We start from the raw sequence: 17,463 nt of genomic DNA on the forward strand, positions 1-17,463 counted from the left end.
ACCATGATCGCCGAATTCAAGCTGCCGGACCTGGGCGAAGGCCTCACCGAATCCGAGATCGTCAGCTGGCATGTGGCCGTCGGCGACACCGTCACCCTCAACCAGGTTCTCGGCGAAGTCGAGACCGCCAAGGCCGTCGTCGAACTCCCCTCGCCCTACGCCGGCATCGTCACTGCAATCGCACACGAGCCCGGCACCATCGTCGAAGTGGGCGAAGTCATCATCGCCTTCGACCTGGCGGAGGAGCCATCCTCAGGCGGGGTGCCGGCTGAGGCCGGCTCCGGCCGCGATGGGGGTCCCGCCCGTCCCAGCCACACCCCAACCTCGCAAGCTCGGCAGGGGACCCCGGTGGCCGGGGCCCCATCGCGGGTGCCCGAAGCCACTCCCAGCCCCCCATCGCGGCCTACGCCGGCGATCAGCCGGCAACGGCCGCTGGCTCCGCCGCGCCGAAGCGGGTGCCCACGCTTGTCGGGTATGGGGCGGAACCTGAAACTGGGAAACGGCCGGTGCGGCGGAAGCGGGTGTTCGCTTCCACGACCACAACCACGGTGCCGGTGCAGGCTCCGACGGTGCAGGCGGACCGGCCGCGGTCCACGCCTCCCGTGCGGAAGCTCGCCCGGGATTTGGGGTTGACCTCACGGATCTGGCGGGTCGGGGGAGCGGGGGCTCATCGTGCGCGAGGATGTCCTTGCTTTTGCCGGGGGTGCCGCCGGGAACGGTGCACAGGCCGGCGTTGGCGCGGTGGCGGGTGCGGCGTCGTCCGCGGCAGTCCCGGCGGACAGTGCCCGGGAAGTGCGCACGCCCATCAAGGGGGTCCGGAAGTTCACGGCCGCCGCCATGGTGCAAAGCGCCTTCACGGCCCCGCACGTCACCGAATTCCTGACCGTGGATGTCACCGAGGGGATGGAATTCCTGGCCAGGCTGCGCCAGTCGCGCGAATACGCGGACGTGAAACTGACCCCGCTGACCCTCGCGGCGAAGGCGGTGTGCATCGGGATTGGCCGCCAGCCTTCGCTGAATTCACGCTGGGACGGGGACAACAACGAGATCGTCACGATGAACTACGTCAACCTTGGCATTGCCGCCGCCACGCCGCGCGGGCTCATCGTGCCCAATATCAAGGACGCCCAGGGGCTTGGCCTGCAGGGGCTGGCCACCGCGCTCGGGGAGCTGTCCGCGACGGCCCGGTCCGGAAAGACGCAGCCCGCCGACCTGGCCGGGGGCACGTTCTCCATCACCAACATCGGCGTCTTCGGAATTGACGCCGGAACGCCGATCCTGAACCCGGGCGAGGCCGGCATCCTGGCCCTCGGGCGGTGCGCAACACCCCTGGGAATACCGGGGCACGATTGCCCTGCGCCAGGTCATGACGCTGAGCCTTTCCTTTGACCACCGCCTGGTCGACGGCGAACAAGGGTCCCGCTTTTTGGCCGATGTGGGCGCCGTGATGGCCGATCCTGCCATGGCCCTGGCGCTGTCCTAAAGTGCGTCCGTACTGCAACGTAGGGTGCTCTGGTAACGCTGTTGGAGCGGACGTATATTTGAAGTGACCCCCACTTTGGGAGCCAACTGAAGGGAAACCTTTTAGGAGGTTGGTATCAATGAAGAAGTGGAATCGCTGGCAGGATTATGTCGCCGTGATCGCCGGTCTTTATGCCGCGCTATCAACGATGTGGACGACCCACACCACGGGTTCCTTGGTCATGATGATTGGGGCCGGCGCGCTGCTGGTTGTGGCGGGCGTGTGGAACCTCATGAGCCCCGGGACACCGGTTGGGGAATGGGTTCAGATGGTCCTCGGGGCCCTGCTGTTCATCTCGCCCTGGGTGGCCGGATACACCGGACACATGGGCGCGGCCTGGACGTCCTGGATCGCAGGCGCCGTGGCGGTGATCGCGGCCGTCCTGGCCGTGCAGCCAAGCATGCACCAGCACACGGTTGGCCATGACAAGGGTGTGCCCGCACACTAAAAAGTCCGGCACCGTGCGCTCGCGGAATCCAGTGCACAGTTGAGATTGCACCGTTAAGATTGCACAGTTGAGGCGGCTCCCCGGTGGGAGCCGCCTCAACTGTTTTCCGGCTTCTTGTCTGCCCCTGGAATGCCCCGTGGGCCCCGGGCCGGGGTCAGGCGCCCGCTACTGCGGCCCACGCCATGGACTCCAGGGCCGGCCGGGCCACGGCGGTACCCAGCCTGCGCCCCTGCAGGTGCATGCTGTGCGGGGTGGAGTTGATCAGGCCAAAGACGGCGTGGGCCTGGAAGCGGCGCAGTGCCGCATCCTTGCCGGGGTTCAGCCGGCCCAAAACCTCAACCCACAGCTCCACGTAGCCGCGCTGCAGGGAACGGACCTTGCCGCGGTCCTCAGTGTTGAGCGAATCCAGGTCACGGTCCTGGACCCGGATGACGTCCGGTGCGGCCAGGGCAAAGTCAACGTGGAAGGCGATCAGCTCCCGCAAGGTGGCGGCGTCGTCGTGCCCGGCGGCCAGAACCGCGCGGCCACCGGTGAGCAGGTCCTCGCTGACACCCACCAGCAGGGCCCCCAGCAATGCCTGCTTGCCGCTGAAATGCCGGTAGACGGCCGGGCCGCTGACTCCTGCGGCCGCGCCCAATTCCTCGATCGAGACCCCGTTGAAGCCGCGTTGGGCAAAGAGGGTCGCGGCGGCATCGAGCAGCACCGTGCGGCGGTTGGCCTTGGCCCGGGTTCGCGTTGTGGCGGTCGGATCGCTCATGGCATCCCTTAGTGCTAGACATCACAGTGTTCACGGTCTAACCTGAAACTCAGTTAGTGACTATTAACTTAGCATGCGAATTCGGTGCAGATAAGGCCCCCGGTGCGGGGCCTTGCGGCCGGGAATGGACGGATCGGCCTATGGAGGTCTTACAAAGCCGCGTGGAGCCATCATCCGAGGCGTTTGTCCGCAATGACGCGGCGCAGCGGGAACTGGTGGCGGAACTGCGCGGACGGTTGCGTACCGCAGCCCTGGGCGGGCCGGAAAAATCTCGTGAACGCCATGTGGCGCGCGGGAAGCTGCTGCCGCGTGAGCGGGTGGACCGCCTGCTCGACGTCGGCAGCCCGTTCCTGGAGATTGCCCCGCTGGCCGCCAACGGCATGTACGACGGGGCGTCCCCGGGGGCCGGGGTCATCGCGGGCATTGGCCTGGTGAACGGCCGGCACGTGGTGGTGATCTCCAACGACGCCACGGTCAAGGGCGGCACCTATTACCCGATGACCGTCAAGAAGCACCTGCGGGCCCAGGAGATCGCGCTGGAGAACCGGCTGCCGTGCATCTACCTGGTGGATTCCGGCGGCGCATTCCTGCCCCTGCAGGATGAGGTGTTCCCGGACAAGGAGCACTTTGGCCGGATCTTCTACAACCAGGCCAGGATGTCCGCGGCGAAGATCCCGCAGATCGCCTCCGTCATGGGCTCCTGCACGGCGGGCGGCGCGTATGTGCCGGCCATGAGCGATGAGACGGTGATCGTGCGCAACCAGGGCACCATCTTCCTGGGGGGGCCGCCGCTGGTGAAGGCGGCCATTGGCGAGATCGTGACGGCCGAGGAACTTGGCGGCGGCGACGTCCACGCCCGCATCTCCGGGGTGGCGGACCACCTGGCCGAAAACGACGAACACGCCCTGCAGATCGTCCGCGACATCGTGGCCACGCTGCCGCCCAACCCGGCGCCGGCGTGGGACGTAAGCAACGGCGTCGAACCCGCTGCCGACCCGGCGGAACTCTATGGTGCCGTGCCCACGGACCTGAACACCCCGTATGACGTGCGGGAGGTGATCGCCCGGCTCGTGGACGGCAGCAGGTTCCATGAGTTCAAGAGGAACTACGGCACCACCCTCGTCACCGGCTTTGCCACCCTGCACGGACACCCCGTGGGCATCGTGGCCAACAACGGCGTGCTGTTCAGCGAATCCGCGCTCAAGGGCGCCCACTTCATCGAACTGTGCGATCAACGCGGCATCCCGCTGATTTTCCTGCAAAACCTCAACGGCTTCATGGTGGGCAAGGACTACGAACACGGCGGCATCGCGAAAAATGGCGCCAAGATGGTCACGGCCGTCGCCACCGCCCGGGTGCCAAAGCTGACGGTGGTCATTGGCGGCTCCTTCGGGGCGGGCAACTACTCCATGTGCGGGCGGGCCTACGGCCCGCGCTTCCTGTGGATGTGGCCGGCCGCCCGCATCTCCGTCATGGGCGGCAACCAGGCGTCCTCCGTGCTGGCCACGGTCAAGCGCGAACAGCTCGAGGGCCGCGGGGAGGAATGGTCCGGCGCCGACGAGGACGCGTTCAAGGCGCCCATCAAGGCCCAGTATGAGGGCCAGGGCAGCCCCTACTACTCCACCGCCCGGCTGTGGGACGACGGCGTGATCGACCCCGCCGACACCCGGACCGTGCTGGGCCTGGCCCTGGACATCTGCGCCCGGACGCCCCTCCCGGACACCTCCTTCGGCCTCTTCAGAATGTGAGCCACCCATGACTACGCTTTTTGACACCGTGCTGGTGGCCAACCGGGGCGAAATCGCCTGCCGCGTGATCCGCACCCTCCGCGCACTGGGCATCCGCTCGGTGGCCGTGCATTCCGAGGCCGACGCCGGGGCCCGCCACGTGCGTGAGGCCGACACCGCCGTGTGCATCGGACCCGCCGCCGCGGCCGAAAGCTATCTCTCCATCCCGGCCATCCTTGCCGCGTGCCGGGAAACCGGGGCACAGGCCGTGCATCCCGGGTACGGCTTCCTGTCCGAAAACCTGGCGTTCGCCCGGGCGCTCGCGGACGCAGGCATCACGTTCATCGGCCCCAACGTCGAGGCCCTGAACGTCATGGGGGACAAGATCCGCTCCAAGAACCATGTGGCCGCCGCCGGCGTCCCCGTGGTTCCCGGCATCTCCGAACCCGGGCTCAGCGACGCCGCCCTGATCGCTGCCGCCGGGAACATCGGCTACCCCGTCCTGATCAAGCCCTCAGCCGGCGGCGGCGGCAAGGGCATGCACGTGGTGTGGGGCGCCGACGAGCTCCCGGCCACGCTGGCCACGGCACGCCGCGTGGCCGCCGGCGCATTTGGCGACGACACCCTGTTCCTGGAACGGCTGGTCTCCACGCCCCGCCACATTGAGGTGCAGATCCTGGGCGACAACTTTGGCCACGTGATCCATTTGGGTGAACGCGAATGCTCCCTCCAGCGCCGCCACCAAAAAGTCATCGAGGAGGCCCCGTCGCCGCTGCTGGACTCCCTGGCCGACGACGGCGCCACCCGGGCCCGCATTGGAGCGGCCGCGTGCGCGGCCGCCTCGAGCGTCAACTACACCGGGGCCGGCACCGTGGAGTTCATCGTCTCCAATGACAACCCGGAGGAGTTCTTCTTCATGGAGATGAACACCCGCCTCCAGGTGGAGCACCCCGTCACCGAGCTGGTGGTTCGGGCCGGCGGGGAGGTGCTGGACCTCGTGGAATGGCAGCTCCGCATTGCCGCGGGGGAGCCGCTGACGGTGGAGCAGGACGACGTGGAACTGACCGGCCACGCCGTCGAGGCCCGCGTGTATGCGGAAAACCCAGCCCAGGGGTTCCTGCCGTCGGCGGGCACCGTCGCGGTGCTCGATGAATCCGTGGCCAACCGCCCCGGCGTCCGGGTGGACAGCTCGCTGCTGCCGGGCCTGGAAATCTCCGCCAACTACGACCCCATGCTGGCCAAGGTCATCGCCTGGGGCCCGGACCGGGCGCAGGCCCTGGACCGGCTCGACGCGGCACTGCGCGACTACGTGGTGCTGGGCGTGCCCACCAACGTCGAATACCTGCGCCTGCTCTTGGCGGATGCCGATGTGCGGGCCGGGCGCCTCGACACCAACCTGATCGAACGCAAACTTCCCGAGCTGTCCTTCCGCCAACTCGGCGCGGCCGAATATGCGGCCGCGGCGCTGTGGTCTCGGTCGGTGGTCGAGCTTGTCGAGACCCCGTGGGCCCGCACCGACGGCCGCGGGCGGCCTTACGGTCTCCTTGACGCGACCTACGGAAACACCAGCCCGGAGCCGGTGGTCGAGCTTGTCGAGACCCCGTGGGCCCGCACCGACGGGTGGCGGCTCGGGGATTCCGCGCCCTGGCGGGTGGTCTGCGCCGGGACTGACCGCACCGGGGTGGTGACGGTCGGCGGGACTGAAGGCGCCGGCGTCGTGCGCGTCAACGGAGCCGAACACCAGGCATGGCTCACCGGGGCGGGCAACCGGGTGGAGCTGGTGTGGGACGGGGAACCCCGGCAGTACGCGGTGGCCCGGGTGGATGGCGCCGTGGTGCTGGGCAGCGGCGGTTGGAGTGGCCGCGTGCCACTGCTGTCCCGTGACGACGTCACGGCGCGCTTGCTGGCCGGCCTCGACCAGGAGGAGCACGCCGCGGACCCCCAGTTGCGCAGCCCCATGCCGGGAACCGTCACCGCCGTCAACGCGGCCACCGGCGACCACGTGGAGGCGGGCACCGTGCTGATGGCCGTGGAAGCCATGAAGATGGAGCACCAACTCACCGCCGCCCTGGCCGGCACCGTCCATATCAACGTCACAGTCGGCAGCGTGGTCAAGGCGGACCAGATCGTCGCGACCATCGAAGCAGCAACTCCTGAAGGGGAATAACGTGCCAAATTTTGAACTCAGCGACGAGTACCAGGACCTCAGCGACACCGTCCGCGACTTTGCCGACCACGTGGTGGCGCCGGCGTCGGCCAAGCACGACGAAGACCACAGCTTTCCCTACGAAATAGTGGCCCAGATGGGGGAGATGGGCCTGTTTGGGCTGCCCTTCCCCGAGGAATACGGCGGCATGGGCGGGGACTACTTCGCCCTGGCCCTCGCACTGGAACAGCTGGGCCGGGTGGACCAATCCGTCGCGATCACGCTCGAGGCGGGCGTGTCACTGGGGGCCATGCCCGTCTACCGCTTCGGCACGGAGGCGCAGAAGCAGCAATGGCTGCCCTCCCTCGCCGCGGGTGAGGCGCTCGCAGGCTTTGGCCTGACCGAGCCCGACGCCGGATCCGACGCCGGCGGCACCACCACCAAGGCCCGGCTTGAAGGCGGGGAATGGATCCTGGACGGGCACAAGCAGTTCATCACCAACTCCGGCACGTCCATCACCAAGTTCGTGACCGTCACGGCCGTCACCGGAACCTCGGAACGGGCCAACGGCTCCATCAAAAAGGAAATCTCCACGATCCTGGTGCCCAACGGCACGCCCGGATTCACGGTGGAAAAACCGTACAACAAGGTCGGCTGGAACGCCTCCGACACCCACCCGCTGACCCTGATCGACGTGCACGTGCCTGAGGAAAACCTGATCGGCGTCCGCGGGCGCGGGTACGCGAACTTCCTCTCCATCCTGGACGAGGGTCGCATCGCAATTGCAGCGCTCGCCACGGGCACGGCGCAGGGTTGCGTCGACGAATCCGTCCGCTACGCCAAGGAGCGCCACGCCTTTGGCCACGCGATTGGCCATTACCAGGGCATCTCCTTCAAGATCGCCCGCATGCAAACGCGCGCCCACACGGCCCGGCTGGCCTACTACGACGCCGCCGCCCGGATGCTGGCCGGCAAACCATTCAAGACCGAGGCCGCCATCGCTAAGATGGTCGCAAGCGAGGCCGCCATGGACAACGCCCGGGACGCCACCCAGATCTTCGGCGGCTACGGGTTCATCAACGAATTCCCGGTGGCCCGGCACTACCGGGATTCGAAGATCCTGGAGATCGGGGAGGGCACCACGGAAGTCCAGCTCATGCTCATCGCCCGCGAACTCGGCTTGTGAGGAACCGGTGGCGGACCGGCATTCCCTCGGCCGCTATCCGACCGACGGCCGCGGGCGGCCTTACAGTCTCCTTTACGCGGCCTACGGAAATACCAGTACGCCACCGGTGGTCGAGCCTGTCGAGACCTAGGCCGGAAGCCCGCCGTCGGACTTTGAGCCGCCGCAACTACGCAGGAAAGGATCAAGGATGATCAACAAGGTAGTGGGCTCGGCCGCGGAGGCAGTCCACGACATTCACCGGGGCGCGTCCCTGGCCGTGGGCGGGTTCGGGCTGTGCGGGATCCCCGTCGCCCTGATCCAGGCCCTGCACGACGCCGGCACCGCGGAGTTGGAAACCATCTCCAATAACTGCGGCGTGGACGACTGGGGGCTGGGCATCCTCCTGCGGGACGGCCGCATCCGGCGCACCGTCTCCTCCTACGTGGGCGAGAACAAGGAGTTTGCCCGCCAATTCCTGGCCGGCGAGCTCGAGGTCGAGCTGACCCCGCAGGGCACCCTGGCCGAGAAGCTGCGTGCCGGAGGCGCCGGCATCCCGGCCTTCTACACCGCGGCCGGCGTGGGTACCCAGGTCAGCGAGGGCGGCCTGCCCCGCAAGTACGACGGCGACGGCGGCGTCGCGATTGCCTCCCCGCCCAAAGAGGTGCGCACGTTCAACGGTGCCGACTACGTGCTCGAGGAGTCCCTGACCCCCGACTTCGCCCTGGTCCATGCCTGGAAGGGAGACCGCCACGGCAACCTGGTCTTCCATGCCACCGCCATGAACTTCAACCCGCTGTGCGCCATGGCCGGAAAGATCACGATTGCCGAGATCGAGGAGCTCGTCGAACCGGGCGAGCTGGACCCCGAACACGTCCACGTCCCCGGGATCTTCGTCCAGCGCGTGGTCCATGTCCCGGCCGGTTCCCCCGGCAGCGAGAAGCGCATCGAAAAGCGGACCGTCACGGTGGTCGAGCCTGTCGAGACCCCTGTCCCGGCCCAGACGAAGGAGGCCTGACCATGGCACTGACACGCAACGAACTCGCTGCCCGGGTGGCACAGGAGCTGCACAACGGCCAGTACGTGAACCTGGGAATCGGCATGCCCACGCTGATCCCGAACTTCATCCCTGCCGGGGTGGAGGTGGTGCTCCATTCGGAGAATGGGATCCTGGGCACGGGCCCCTACCCGCTGGAGGCCGACGTCGATCCCGACCTGATCAACGCCGGAAAGGAAACGGTGACCGTCAACAAGGGGGCGGCGTTCTTTGATTCGGCATTGTCCTTTGGCATGGTGCGCGGCGGCCACGTGGATGTGGCCGTGCTCGGCGCCATGCAGGTGGCCGAGAACGGCGACCTCGCGAATTGGATGATCCCCGGCAAAATGGTCAAGGGCATGGGCGGGGCCATGGACCTGGTGTTCGGTGCCAAGAAGCTCATCGTCATGATGGAACACACGGACAGGGACGGCAACCCCAAGATTCTCAAGGACTGCACCCTGCCCCTGACCGGCAAGGGATGTGTTGACTTGATCGTCACCGATCTGGCCGTCATCGAGGTCAGCCCCGACGGGCTGGTCCTGAAGGAGCTGGCGCCCGGCGTCAGCGTCGAAGAAATCGTGGCCGCCACGGGCGCCCCCCTGAACCTGGAGATGCACGATGTGGACAACGTATGAGTGAGAAGGAACAGGGGTCCCGCCCCCCGGTGGTCGAGCCTGCCGAGACCGAGTCTGTCGAGACCCCGCCTTTCGAAACCAGGGTGGTCACGCAGAGAGGCTTGTATTTCGGGGAACTGGAGGCCGGCGTCGTCTATCAACACCGGCCCGGGCGCACCCTGACGGAGGCGGACAACGTCCTGTTCACCACCTTGACCATGAACACCCAGGCACTGCACCTCGATGCCGCGTGGAGTGCCGAACAACCGTTTGGGCAACGGCTCGTGAATTCGATGCTCACGCTCTCCACCATGGTGGGGCAGTCGGTCACGCAGCTGACGCAGGGGACCATCGTGGCCCAGCTTGGGATGACGGACATTTCCTTCCCGCACCCCATGTACCACGGGGACACGCTGTATACGGAAACCGTGGTGACCGGCAAGCGGCTCTCCTCGTCGCGGCCGGGGCAGGGTATTGTGACCATGGTTCACACGGGCCGGAACCAGGACGGCGTCATTGTCGGAACCGCGAGCCGGACCGTGCTGATGTGGCTTGACCCCGCCAACGACTAACCCAACTGCCACGGGCGCGCCATCTGCGGGCGCCCGGTTTCCCAAGGAGCTTTCCATGACCGGAGCCGAAACCGGCCGCCCCGTTGACCGCCGTTTCGCCATGGGCCCGGCCCTGCTCTTCGCCCCGGCCGACAGGCCCGAACGCTACGGCAAGGCGGCCGAACGGTCCGACGCCGTCATCCTCGACCTCGAGGATGCCGTGGCCCCGGACGCAAAGGCCGCGGCCCGCGAGCACCTGGCCAACAACCCGCTGGACCCGGCAAGCACCATCGTGCGGATCAACGCCCTGTCCACCGAGGACAGCCGCCTCGACCTCGCGGCATTGGCCCGCACCAGCTACCGGACCATCATGGTGGCCAAGGCCGAAGATCCCGCCGCCGTTGCCGCGCTCGCAGACTTCAATGTCGTGGCCCTGTGCGAATCGGCTGCGGGCATTTTGGCGGCGCCTTCGCTGGCCCGGCTCGACAACGTCGTGGCGCTGATGTGGGGTGCCGAGGACCTGGTCGCGTCCCTTGGCGGAACGTCCAGCCGGCACGACGACGGCAGCTACCGGGCCGTGGCCATGCATGCTCGCTCCTCCGTGCTGCTCGCCGCCGGGGCCTGTGGCAAGACCGCCATCGATTCCATCTATGCCGACATCCCGGATCTCGAAGGCCTTGCAGCGGAGACGGCGGACGCCGTGGCGAGCGGCTTTGCCGTCAAGGCGTGCATCCATCCGAACCAGGTGGCCGTGGTCCGGCGCGCCTACCGGCCCAGCGAGACCGAGATCGCCGACGCCACGGAGCTCCTGGCGGCGGCCGACGACGCCGGCACCGGGGTGTTCGCGTTCAAGGGCCAGATGGTGGATGGCCCCATCCTGCAACACGCAAGGGAAACCCTCCGCCGCGCCGCCCCCTGACCGACGCCGTATCACTTTTGGCACGTTAAAGCGGAACGCCCTCTCACTGAGTGAGAGGGCGTTCCGTCATTGGTGACACGGGTGACACGGGTGATACCGCGTTCCGTTGAACTGCACCAAAAGTGATACCGCGTCCGGGAAAAGCTCACCAAAAGTGATACAGCGTTGAGGGGTGGCGCTTAGACGGCGGCGAGGGCTTCTTCGCGCACGCTCTTCAGGGCGCGGGTCCAGGAGACCAGCTGGTCGAGCATGGGGGTCACGGAGGCGGCCTGCAGTTCGGTCGGCTTGAAGGTGGAGAAGTTCTCGAAGTCGGTGAACAGGGAGAACATGCCCGTCTTCTGCACGTGGGCAACCTGCAGCTCGGAGAGGATGCCGCGCAGGTGCTCGACGGCGCGGGCGCCGAATGCGGAACCGTAGCCCACCATGCCGGCGGCCTTGTTGTTGAACTCCACGTTCAAGTAGGAGATCGCGTTGGCCAGGGCCGGCTGGACGGAGTGGTTGTACTCGCCGGTGATGAAGACGTAGCCGTCGAACTCGGCCATCTTTGCGGCCCAGACCTTCGTGTGGTCGTTCTGGTAGTTCTGGTAACCGGCCGGGTAGGCTTCGTCCAGAACCGGCAGGTTGAAGTCGGCAATGTCAACGAGTTCGTAGTCCGCGTCGCCGCGGAGCTGGGCCTGGGCCAGAACCCACTCGGCCACGCCGTGGTTGTTGCGGCCGGGGCGGGTGGAACCGGTGACGATGGCGATCTTGGTCATTGCTGTGTCTCCTTGGGGTACACGACCCGCCATCGAAGTTGATGACGTGTCAACTAAACTTGTTGTTTCCATCTTGACGCGAGATGATTGACATGTCAACTACTGAATGAAGAAGTGTGAAGAACGCCATGAACGATCCCCGCTGGCTCGACGCCGACGAGCAGACCATCTGGCTTGAGTTGCGAGACTTTGTCAGCGGGTTGCCGCGCGCCGTCGACCGCCAGCTCAACCAGGACGCCGGCATGTCCGGGGGGGAGTACGGCGTCCTGGCGGCCGTGTCCGAGGCCCCGCCCGAGGGTGTCCGGTCCGGCGACCTGGCCCGCATGCTCGACTGGGAAAAATCGCGGGTATCCCACCTGCTGCGGCGCATGGAGGCCAAAGGTCTGCTGGAACGTTGCGCCGCAAGCTGCGACGGCCGCGGCCAGGAAATCTCGCTGACCCCCGCGGGGTGGGACGTCGTCCGTGCCACCGCCCCCGGCCACGTCACCATGGTCCGGGAAACCGTCTTCGACCCGCTCACCCCGGAAGAGCAACTGCAAATGCGCGACACCCTGCGCAAAATCCGGGCCGCCGCGATCGACCGCGGCCTCTGGTAGACCCTGCCGGCTCCGCAGTCTCGTTCGCCGGCGCGGGCCCACGACGGCGCGGGCCACAAGTGCTAGGATCTCGACAGGCTCGATCACCGGGGAGCAGGTGGGGAATACTTGAGGGCATGCAGCATCGAAAAGTGATCATTCTCGGTTCCACCGGTTCCGTGGGCACCCAGGCCATTGACGTCGTCGAACGGGCCACGCTGGCGGACGGTTCCCCGCGCTTTACCGTGACGGCGCTGAGCGCCGGCGGCGGGAACCTGGAACTGCTCGCCGAGCAGGCCGTTGGCACCCGTGCACTGGCCGTCGGCATTGCCGCGGGCGACGCCGGATCCCTCCGTGCGCTCATCGCCTCCCGCGCCGCCGCGGCCGGGATGGGGAACTATGAGCCGGAGATCGTGTCCGGCCCCGATGCCTCGACAAAGATTGCCGCCTGGGGCGCCGGCACGGACGATGCGGCCGACGTCGTCCTGAATGCGATCACCGGTTCCATCGGGCTCGCGCCCACGCTGGCGGCGTTGGGCACCGAGGCCATCTTGGCGCTGGCCAACAAGGAATCGCTGATCGTGGGCGGAGCGCTCGTAAAGGAGGCAGCCTCCCCGGGACAGCTGGTGCCCGTGGATTCTGAACACTCCGCCCTGGCCCAGGCCCTGCGCTCCGGCGCGGCAGACGAGGTCAACAAGCTGATCGTCACAGCCTCCGGCGGGCCCTTCCGCGGCCGCAGCCGCGCCGAACTCGCCGACGTCACGCCCGCCCAGGCGCTCAAGCACCCCACCTGGGACATGGGCCCCATGGTCACCACCAACTCCGCCACCCTCGTCAACAAGGGCCTGGAGGTCATCGAGGCCCACCTGCTCTTCGACGTGCCGCTGGAGCGCATCGAGGCCGTGGTTCACCCGCAATCGGTGGTTCACTCCATGGTGGAATTCACCGACGGCTCCACGCTGGCCCAGTGCTCGCCGCCGGACATGCGCCTGCCGATTGCCCTTGGCCTGGGCTGGCCCGAGCGCGTCCCCGGCGCCGCTGTACCGTGCGACTGGACCAAGGCCGCCACCTGGACGTTTGAGCCGCTGGACAACGTGGCCTTCCCGGCCGTCGAACTGGCCAAGGAGGCCGCCCGGCGCGGCAGCACCTGCCCGGCCGTCTACAACGCCGCCAATGAGGAGGCCGTCCACGCCTTCCATGCCGGCCGGATCGCCTTCCTGGACATTGTGGACACCATTGCGGAAGTTCTCAGCGAACACACACCCGTTTCGGAGCTGACGCTAGAGTCGGTGTTGGATGCTGAAAAATGGGCACGGGCACGGACCAACCAACTGTTGGCCACCAAGGGCTGAACAGCGGGAGTAAATTTGAAGTGCCGGGAAACAAATAGCTAGAAAGTTCACTGTGACTGTATTGCTTTTCATTGGCGGCGTCCTTTTCGTCGCAATTGGCGTGGCGTTGTCCATCGCCCTGCACGAGGTGGGCCACCTGCTGCCCGCCAAGCTGTTCAACGTCCGCGTGACCCGGTACATGATCGGCTTTGGCCCAACCGTGTGGTCCCGGAAAAAGGGCGAAACCGAGTACGGCATCAAGGCGATCCCGGCCGGCGGCTACGTGGCCATGGTCGGCATGTACCCGCCCAACCCCGCCGACGGCAGCGTCCGGCCCTCCAGCACCGGCATGTTCCAGACCCTCGCCACCGAGGCCCGCAGCGCGGCCCATGAGGAAGTGGGGCCCGACGACGCCAACCGGGTGTTCTACAAGCTCCCGGTCTGGAAAAAGATCATCATCATGCTGGGCGGGCCCACCATGAACCTGCTGATCGGCACCGTGCTCATGGCCGTGCTCCTCATGGGATTCGGCACCCCGCAGGCCACCACCACGGTGTCCGAGGTCAACGCCTGCCAGGTCGCGTACGGGGCGCCGGCGCCCAAGGACCTGAATAACTGCACCAAGACGCCGGCCGCCGCGGCCGGGCTGCAGCCGGGCGACACCATCAAGTCCTTCGACGGCAAAGCGGTCCCGGACTGGACCACGCTCACCGAATGGATTCGCGAATCGGCCGGCAAGACGGTAACTCTCACGTATCAGCGTGGCGCAAACACCGTCACGACTTCCATCACCCCGGTCCTGACGGCCCGCCCTGTGGTCGATGCCAACGGCAACCCCAAGGTCGACGCCGCCGGCACCGTGCTGACCTCCAAGGTGGGCTTCATCGGCATGGGCCCCACCTCCGCCATGACCCCGTCCTCCCCGGGCGCCGTGCTGCCGGCGGTGGGCAACAACATCGTCCAGATCGGCGGCGTCGTCTTCCAGCTCCCGCAAAAGCTAGTCGGCGTGGCGCAGGCCGCCTTCAGCTCAGCGCCGCGCGATCCCAACGGGCCCATCTCCGTGGTGGGTGTGGGGCGCGTTGCCGGTGAGGTGGCCTCCATGGAGCAGGTTCCGCTCAGCTCGCGCGTGGCCACCCTGATCGGCCTGTTGGCTGGGGTGAACCTGGCGTTGTTCGTATTCAACCTGATCCCGCTGCTGCCGCTCGACGGCGGCCACGTCCTGGGCGCGCTGTATGAGGGCGTACGCCGGTTCTTCGCGAAGGTGTTCAAGCGCAAGGATCCGGGCCCGTTCGACATCGCCAAGATGCTCCCGGTGACCTACGTGGCGGCCACGCTGCTGCTGGTCATGGGGGCCCTGCTGATTTACGCGGACATCGTCAAGCCCGTCAACATCTTCGGCTAGCCTCGCCCGCAAGGCGCGACGGCGACTGCTCGACGTCGGCGTCCCGAAACAGACCCTTCGTCGCGAGACAGACCCTGGCCCGCGAAACAGGCGTTGGGCAGCCGCTGTTTCGCGGGCGAGGGTCTGTCTTGCGGGCGAGGGTCTTTGTGGCGTCGCGGCGTTCGGTCCTCCACAACGCCGTCGCCGGCCCAGGGTTTCCACAGCTCAGGTTGGGCCCGTTGAACCCGGTCCTGCGCAGTGGCGAGAATCGACCATGGACCTTCAAAAGATTGGCGTGCGGGTTGCACAATTGTGGCCCTCCGGCGTCGTAATTGCGACAACTGCCCAACTTGACGACGCCGGATGCGGCGATCGGCTCCTGAAAGCGGCGGTGGATATGCGCGTCCTTGTCCGCATCCGCCGCGGTGCCTACGTCCGGACCGAGGTGTGGGACGCGCTCAAACCGTGGGAACAGTCGTCGTTCCTGCTGATGGCTCATATCCTTACCGCTTCCGGCAATCCCGTGTACTCCCATTTCAGCGCTGCCAGGCTGCATGGTTTGGACGTGTGGAACTGCGGCGATGAGGTCCATGTGACCTCCGCGGCAACCCCGTCGGGGATGGGGGTGGCCGCCGACGTCGTTCACCACCACCTCCCGCTCCCGCAAGGCAGCTGCGGCCGGATCACATCGGCGGCCGGGCCCCGGGTTCGGGTCACGTCCCTCGAGCGCACCGTGGTGGACTGCGCCAGGTATGGCGGGTTCGCCCAGGCTGTAGCTATTGGCGACCACGCATTGCGTCGCGGCGCCAACCTGGAGGTGATGACGGACATGGTCTCCCGGCTGACCGGCCAGCGAGGAGTAAAGCGGGCCCGTCGCGTCCTGGCGGCGCTGAACGACGCATCCGAGTCGGTGGGTGAATCCCGCACCAGACTGGTCCTGGTGGTCATGGACATCCCCGAGCCGGTGCTGCAGCTGCGGATCGTGGCCAACGGCACCGAGTACCGTGCGGACTTTGCCTGGCCGGAATTGAAGTTGATCCTGGAATTTGATGGCCAGGGCAAGTACTTCGATTTCCGCCCCACGGCCGAAGCCCTCCTGGCCGAACGGCGCCGCGAGACCCTGCTCATGGAACAGGGCTGGCGGTTCATCCGGGTTGTGTGGGACGACCTTGCGAGGCCCGAAGCGCTCCGTCAGCGCATCTACCGGGCAATATCTGACGCACGGCGTGCCGCAGCGTGAGTCGGGACCCGGCGTCGACCGTCCGGAAACGCTGCCACACCGTTCCACCGAAACAGACCCGGAGGCGCGAAACAGGTGTTTGGCAACCGCTGTTTCGCGGCCCGGGGTCTGTTTCGCGGGCGAGGGGCGTTGTCGCGGCCGGATTGAACGAATCCCGACGAAGAAAAATCATCTAAAAAGGATTGATTTCTACATATCAAACGTTTATGGTTTAGCCATGTTTGTTTTGACGATGGACCAACGGGGGAGCCGCACCAGCTCGGACAGGGTGCCGGCGTTCCTGGCCGATCTTGCCGAGATCCCCACCGTACTTCCCTTCGAGCGCTCCGTGGGAGACGAAGTCCAAGGCCTTCTCGATTCCGCCGAGGCGGTGGTCGAGGTGTCCATGCGCGCACTTCGGGCAGGGCATTGGTACGTGGGAATTGGCGTGGGCGAGGTGGGGCTTCCGTTGCCGCACAGCAGCCGTGAGGCATCCGGCGGCGCTTTCGTTGCCGCACGCGAGGCCGTGGAGCGGGCCAAAAAGACGGGGGAGCGGGTTCCCCTGTCGGTGAAATCGCCGAAGGACGACGCCGAGGCTGCCGCCGCCGAGGCCGTTTTGGTGCTGGTGGGGGACCTGGTCCGAAGGAGATCGGCCTCCGAATGGCGTGTCTTGGATGCGTTGAACTCGACCGGGCGGCGCCAAATAGACGTGGCCCGGGCCCTGGGCATCAGTCCGCAGGCCGTCAGCAAGGCCATCCTGCGCTCCGGCTGGCAGGAAGAACGCAACGGACGGGCGGCGGCGGCGCTGCTGCTGCAGATGGCGGGTGACCGATGAGCGTCCTGTGGATCATCCTCACGGTCCTTGTGGCGACCGTGGGCGGCTGGCCCGTGACGGCAGGCATCCTGCGGTTCGCGGCGTCGCGCACAGTACAGGCGGCCGAACGGTTGGACCGCGCCGACTCCGCAACCGACCCCGCCGCCGATTCCACGTCAGACCTGGTGGATACGGCGGACCCGGCCACCGTCGGACCTGTAGCGGCAACCAGCACGACGCCGGCCAACCACGCTGCCACCGGAGTTCTTCGCGGCGGACTCGTGATCGGGCTGCTGGAGCGTGCCGCCGTCGTGGTTGCCGTGCTCACCAACGAACCCGTGGCCATCGCCTACGTGGTGGCCATCAAGGGACTGGGCCGGTATCCGGAACTGAAGGACACGCCCGCCGCGAGCGAGCGATTCATCATAGGCACGCTGGCCTCCCTGCTGTGGGCAGCCGTCATCGCCGCACTGGCGAAAGTGCTCCTGCTATAGGGTGAAGCC

General features: G+C 67.0%; 16 protein-coding genes and 1 pseudogene. 15 read left to right on the plus strand and 2 right to left on the minus strand.

The window, feature by feature from the left end; all coding sequences use genetic code 11:
• Nucleotides 1–3 precede the first annotated feature (3 nt).
• A pseudogene (locus AL755_RS23980) lies at nt 4–1,483 on the plus strand (dihydrolipoamide acetyltransferase family protein).
• Between the two features lie 118 nt (nt 1,484–1,601).
• Complete coding sequence (locus tag AL755_RS07125; RefSeq protein ID WP_054010405.1) at nt 1,602–1,970, plus strand: SPW repeat protein; 369 nt, start codon at nt 1,602–1,604, stop codon at nt 1,968–1,970.
• A gap of 154 nt (nt 1,971–2,124) precedes the next feature.
• Here AL755_RS07125 and AL755_RS07130 read toward each other — a convergent pair whose 3' ends face one another.
• Nucleotides 2,125–2,727 carry an SACE_7040 family transcriptional regulator gene (locus AL755_RS07130; RefSeq protein WP_054010406.1) on the minus strand — a complete coding sequence of 201 codons (603 nt, stop codon included), beginning with the start codon at nt 2,725–2,727 and terminating at the stop codon, nt 2,125–2,127.
• A gap of 140 nt (nt 2,728–2,867) precedes the next feature.
• Between AL755_RS07130 and AL755_RS07135 the strand changes: the two genes are divergently transcribed.
• The 7 genes from AL755_RS07135 (at nt 2,868) to AL755_RS07165 (ending at nt 10,885) form a co-directional block, all read left to right on the plus strand.
• Nucleotides 2,868–4,475 carry a carboxyl transferase domain-containing protein gene (locus AL755_RS07135; protein ID WP_054010407.1) on the plus strand — a complete coding sequence of 536 codons (1,608 nt, stop codon included), beginning with the start codon at nt 2,868–2,870 and terminating at the stop codon, nt 4,473–4,475.
• 7 nt (nt 4,476–4,482) lie between these two features.
• On the plus strand, nt 4,483–6,621 hold the full coding sequence (locus AL755_RS07140; protein WP_054010408.1) for an acetyl/propionyl/methylcrotonyl-CoA carboxylase subunit alpha: 2,139 nt from the start codon (nt 4,483–4,485) through the stop codon (nt 6,619–6,621).
• A 1-nt stretch (nt 6,622) separates the two neighbouring features.
• Nucleotides 6,623–7,786, plus strand: coding sequence for an acyl-CoA dehydrogenase family protein (locus AL755_RS07145; RefSeq protein WP_054010409.1), 1,164 nt, complete (start codon nt 6,623–6,625; stop codon nt 7,784–7,786).
• Nucleotides 7,787–7,973: 187 nt separating this feature from the next.
• Nucleotides 7,974–8,780, plus strand: coding sequence for a CoA transferase subunit A (locus tag AL755_RS07150; RefSeq protein WP_054010410.1), 807 nt, complete (start codon nt 7,974–7,976; stop codon nt 8,778–8,780).
• A 2-nt stretch (nt 8,781–8,782) separates the two neighbouring features.
• Nucleotides 8,783–9,436, plus strand: coding sequence for a CoA transferase subunit B (locus tag AL755_RS07155; RefSeq protein WP_054010411.1), 654 nt, complete (start codon nt 8,783–8,785; stop codon nt 9,434–9,436).
• Complete coding sequence (locus AL755_RS07160) at nt 9,433–9,987, plus strand: MaoC family dehydratase (RefSeq protein WP_082368992.1); 555 nt, start codon at nt 9,433–9,435, stop codon at nt 9,985–9,987. Before AL755_RS07155 ends, AL755_RS07160 begins: the two co-directional genes overlap by 4 nt.
• 55 nt (nt 9,988–10,042) lie before the next feature.
• Complete coding sequence (locus tag AL755_RS07165) at nt 10,043–10,885, plus strand: HpcH/HpaI aldolase/citrate lyase family protein (protein ID WP_054010413.1); 843 nt, start codon at nt 10,043–10,045, stop codon at nt 10,883–10,885.
• Nucleotides 10,886–11,064: 179 nt separating this feature from the next.
• Here AL755_RS07165 and AL755_RS07170 read toward each other — a convergent pair whose 3' ends face one another.
• Nucleotides 11,065–11,640 carry an NADPH-dependent FMN reductase gene (locus tag AL755_RS07170; protein WP_054010414.1) on the minus strand — a complete coding sequence of 192 codons (576 nt, stop codon included), beginning with the start codon at nt 11,638–11,640 and terminating at the stop codon, nt 11,065–11,067.
• A 116-nt stretch (nt 11,641–11,756) separates the two neighbouring features.
• On the opposite strand from AL755_RS07170, the gene AL755_RS07175 reads away from it, so the two are divergent.
• The 6 genes from AL755_RS07175 (at nt 11,757) to AL755_RS07200 (ending at nt 17,454) form a co-directional block, all read left to right on the plus strand.
• Entirely contained in the window at nt 11,757–12,236 is a 480-nt protein-coding gene (locus AL755_RS07175) for a MarR family winged helix-turn-helix transcriptional regulator (RefSeq protein ID WP_237762622.1), read from the plus strand.
• 116 nt (nt 12,237–12,352) lie between these two features.
• Nucleotides 12,353–13,567, plus strand: coding sequence for a 1-deoxy-D-xylulose-5-phosphate reductoisomerase (gene dxr / locus AL755_RS07180; protein ID WP_054010415.1), 1,215 nt, complete (start codon nt 12,353–12,355; stop codon nt 13,565–13,567).
• A 52-nt stretch (nt 13,568–13,619) separates the two neighbouring features.
• Entirely contained in the window at nt 13,620–14,948 is a 1,329-nt protein-coding gene (locus AL755_RS07185) for a M50 family metallopeptidase (protein WP_054010416.1), read from the plus strand.
• 253 nt (nt 14,949–15,201) lie between these two features.
• Nucleotides 15,202–16,167, plus strand: coding sequence for a hypothetical protein (locus AL755_RS07190; protein WP_054010417.1), 966 nt, complete (start codon nt 15,202–15,204; stop codon nt 16,165–16,167).
• Nucleotides 16,168–16,384: 217 nt separating this feature from the next.
• On the plus strand, nt 16,385–16,981 hold the full coding sequence (locus AL755_RS07195) for a MarR family transcriptional regulator (RefSeq protein WP_054010418.1): 597 nt from the start codon (nt 16,385–16,387) through the stop codon (nt 16,979–16,981).
• Nucleotides 16,978–17,454 (plus strand): hypothetical protein, encoded by a 477-nt coding sequence (locus AL755_RS07200; protein ID WP_054010419.1) that lies wholly within the window; start codon nt 16,978–16,980, stop codon nt 17,452–17,454. Before AL755_RS07195 ends, AL755_RS07200 begins: the two co-directional genes overlap by 4 nt.
• The last annotated feature ends 9 nt before the right edge of the window (nt 17,455–17,463 follow it).

The sequence above is a fragment of the Arthrobacter sp. ERGS1:01 genome (assembly GCF_001281315.1).
Lineage (GTDB): Bacteria > Actinomycetota > Actinomycetes > Actinomycetales > Micrococcaceae > Specibacter.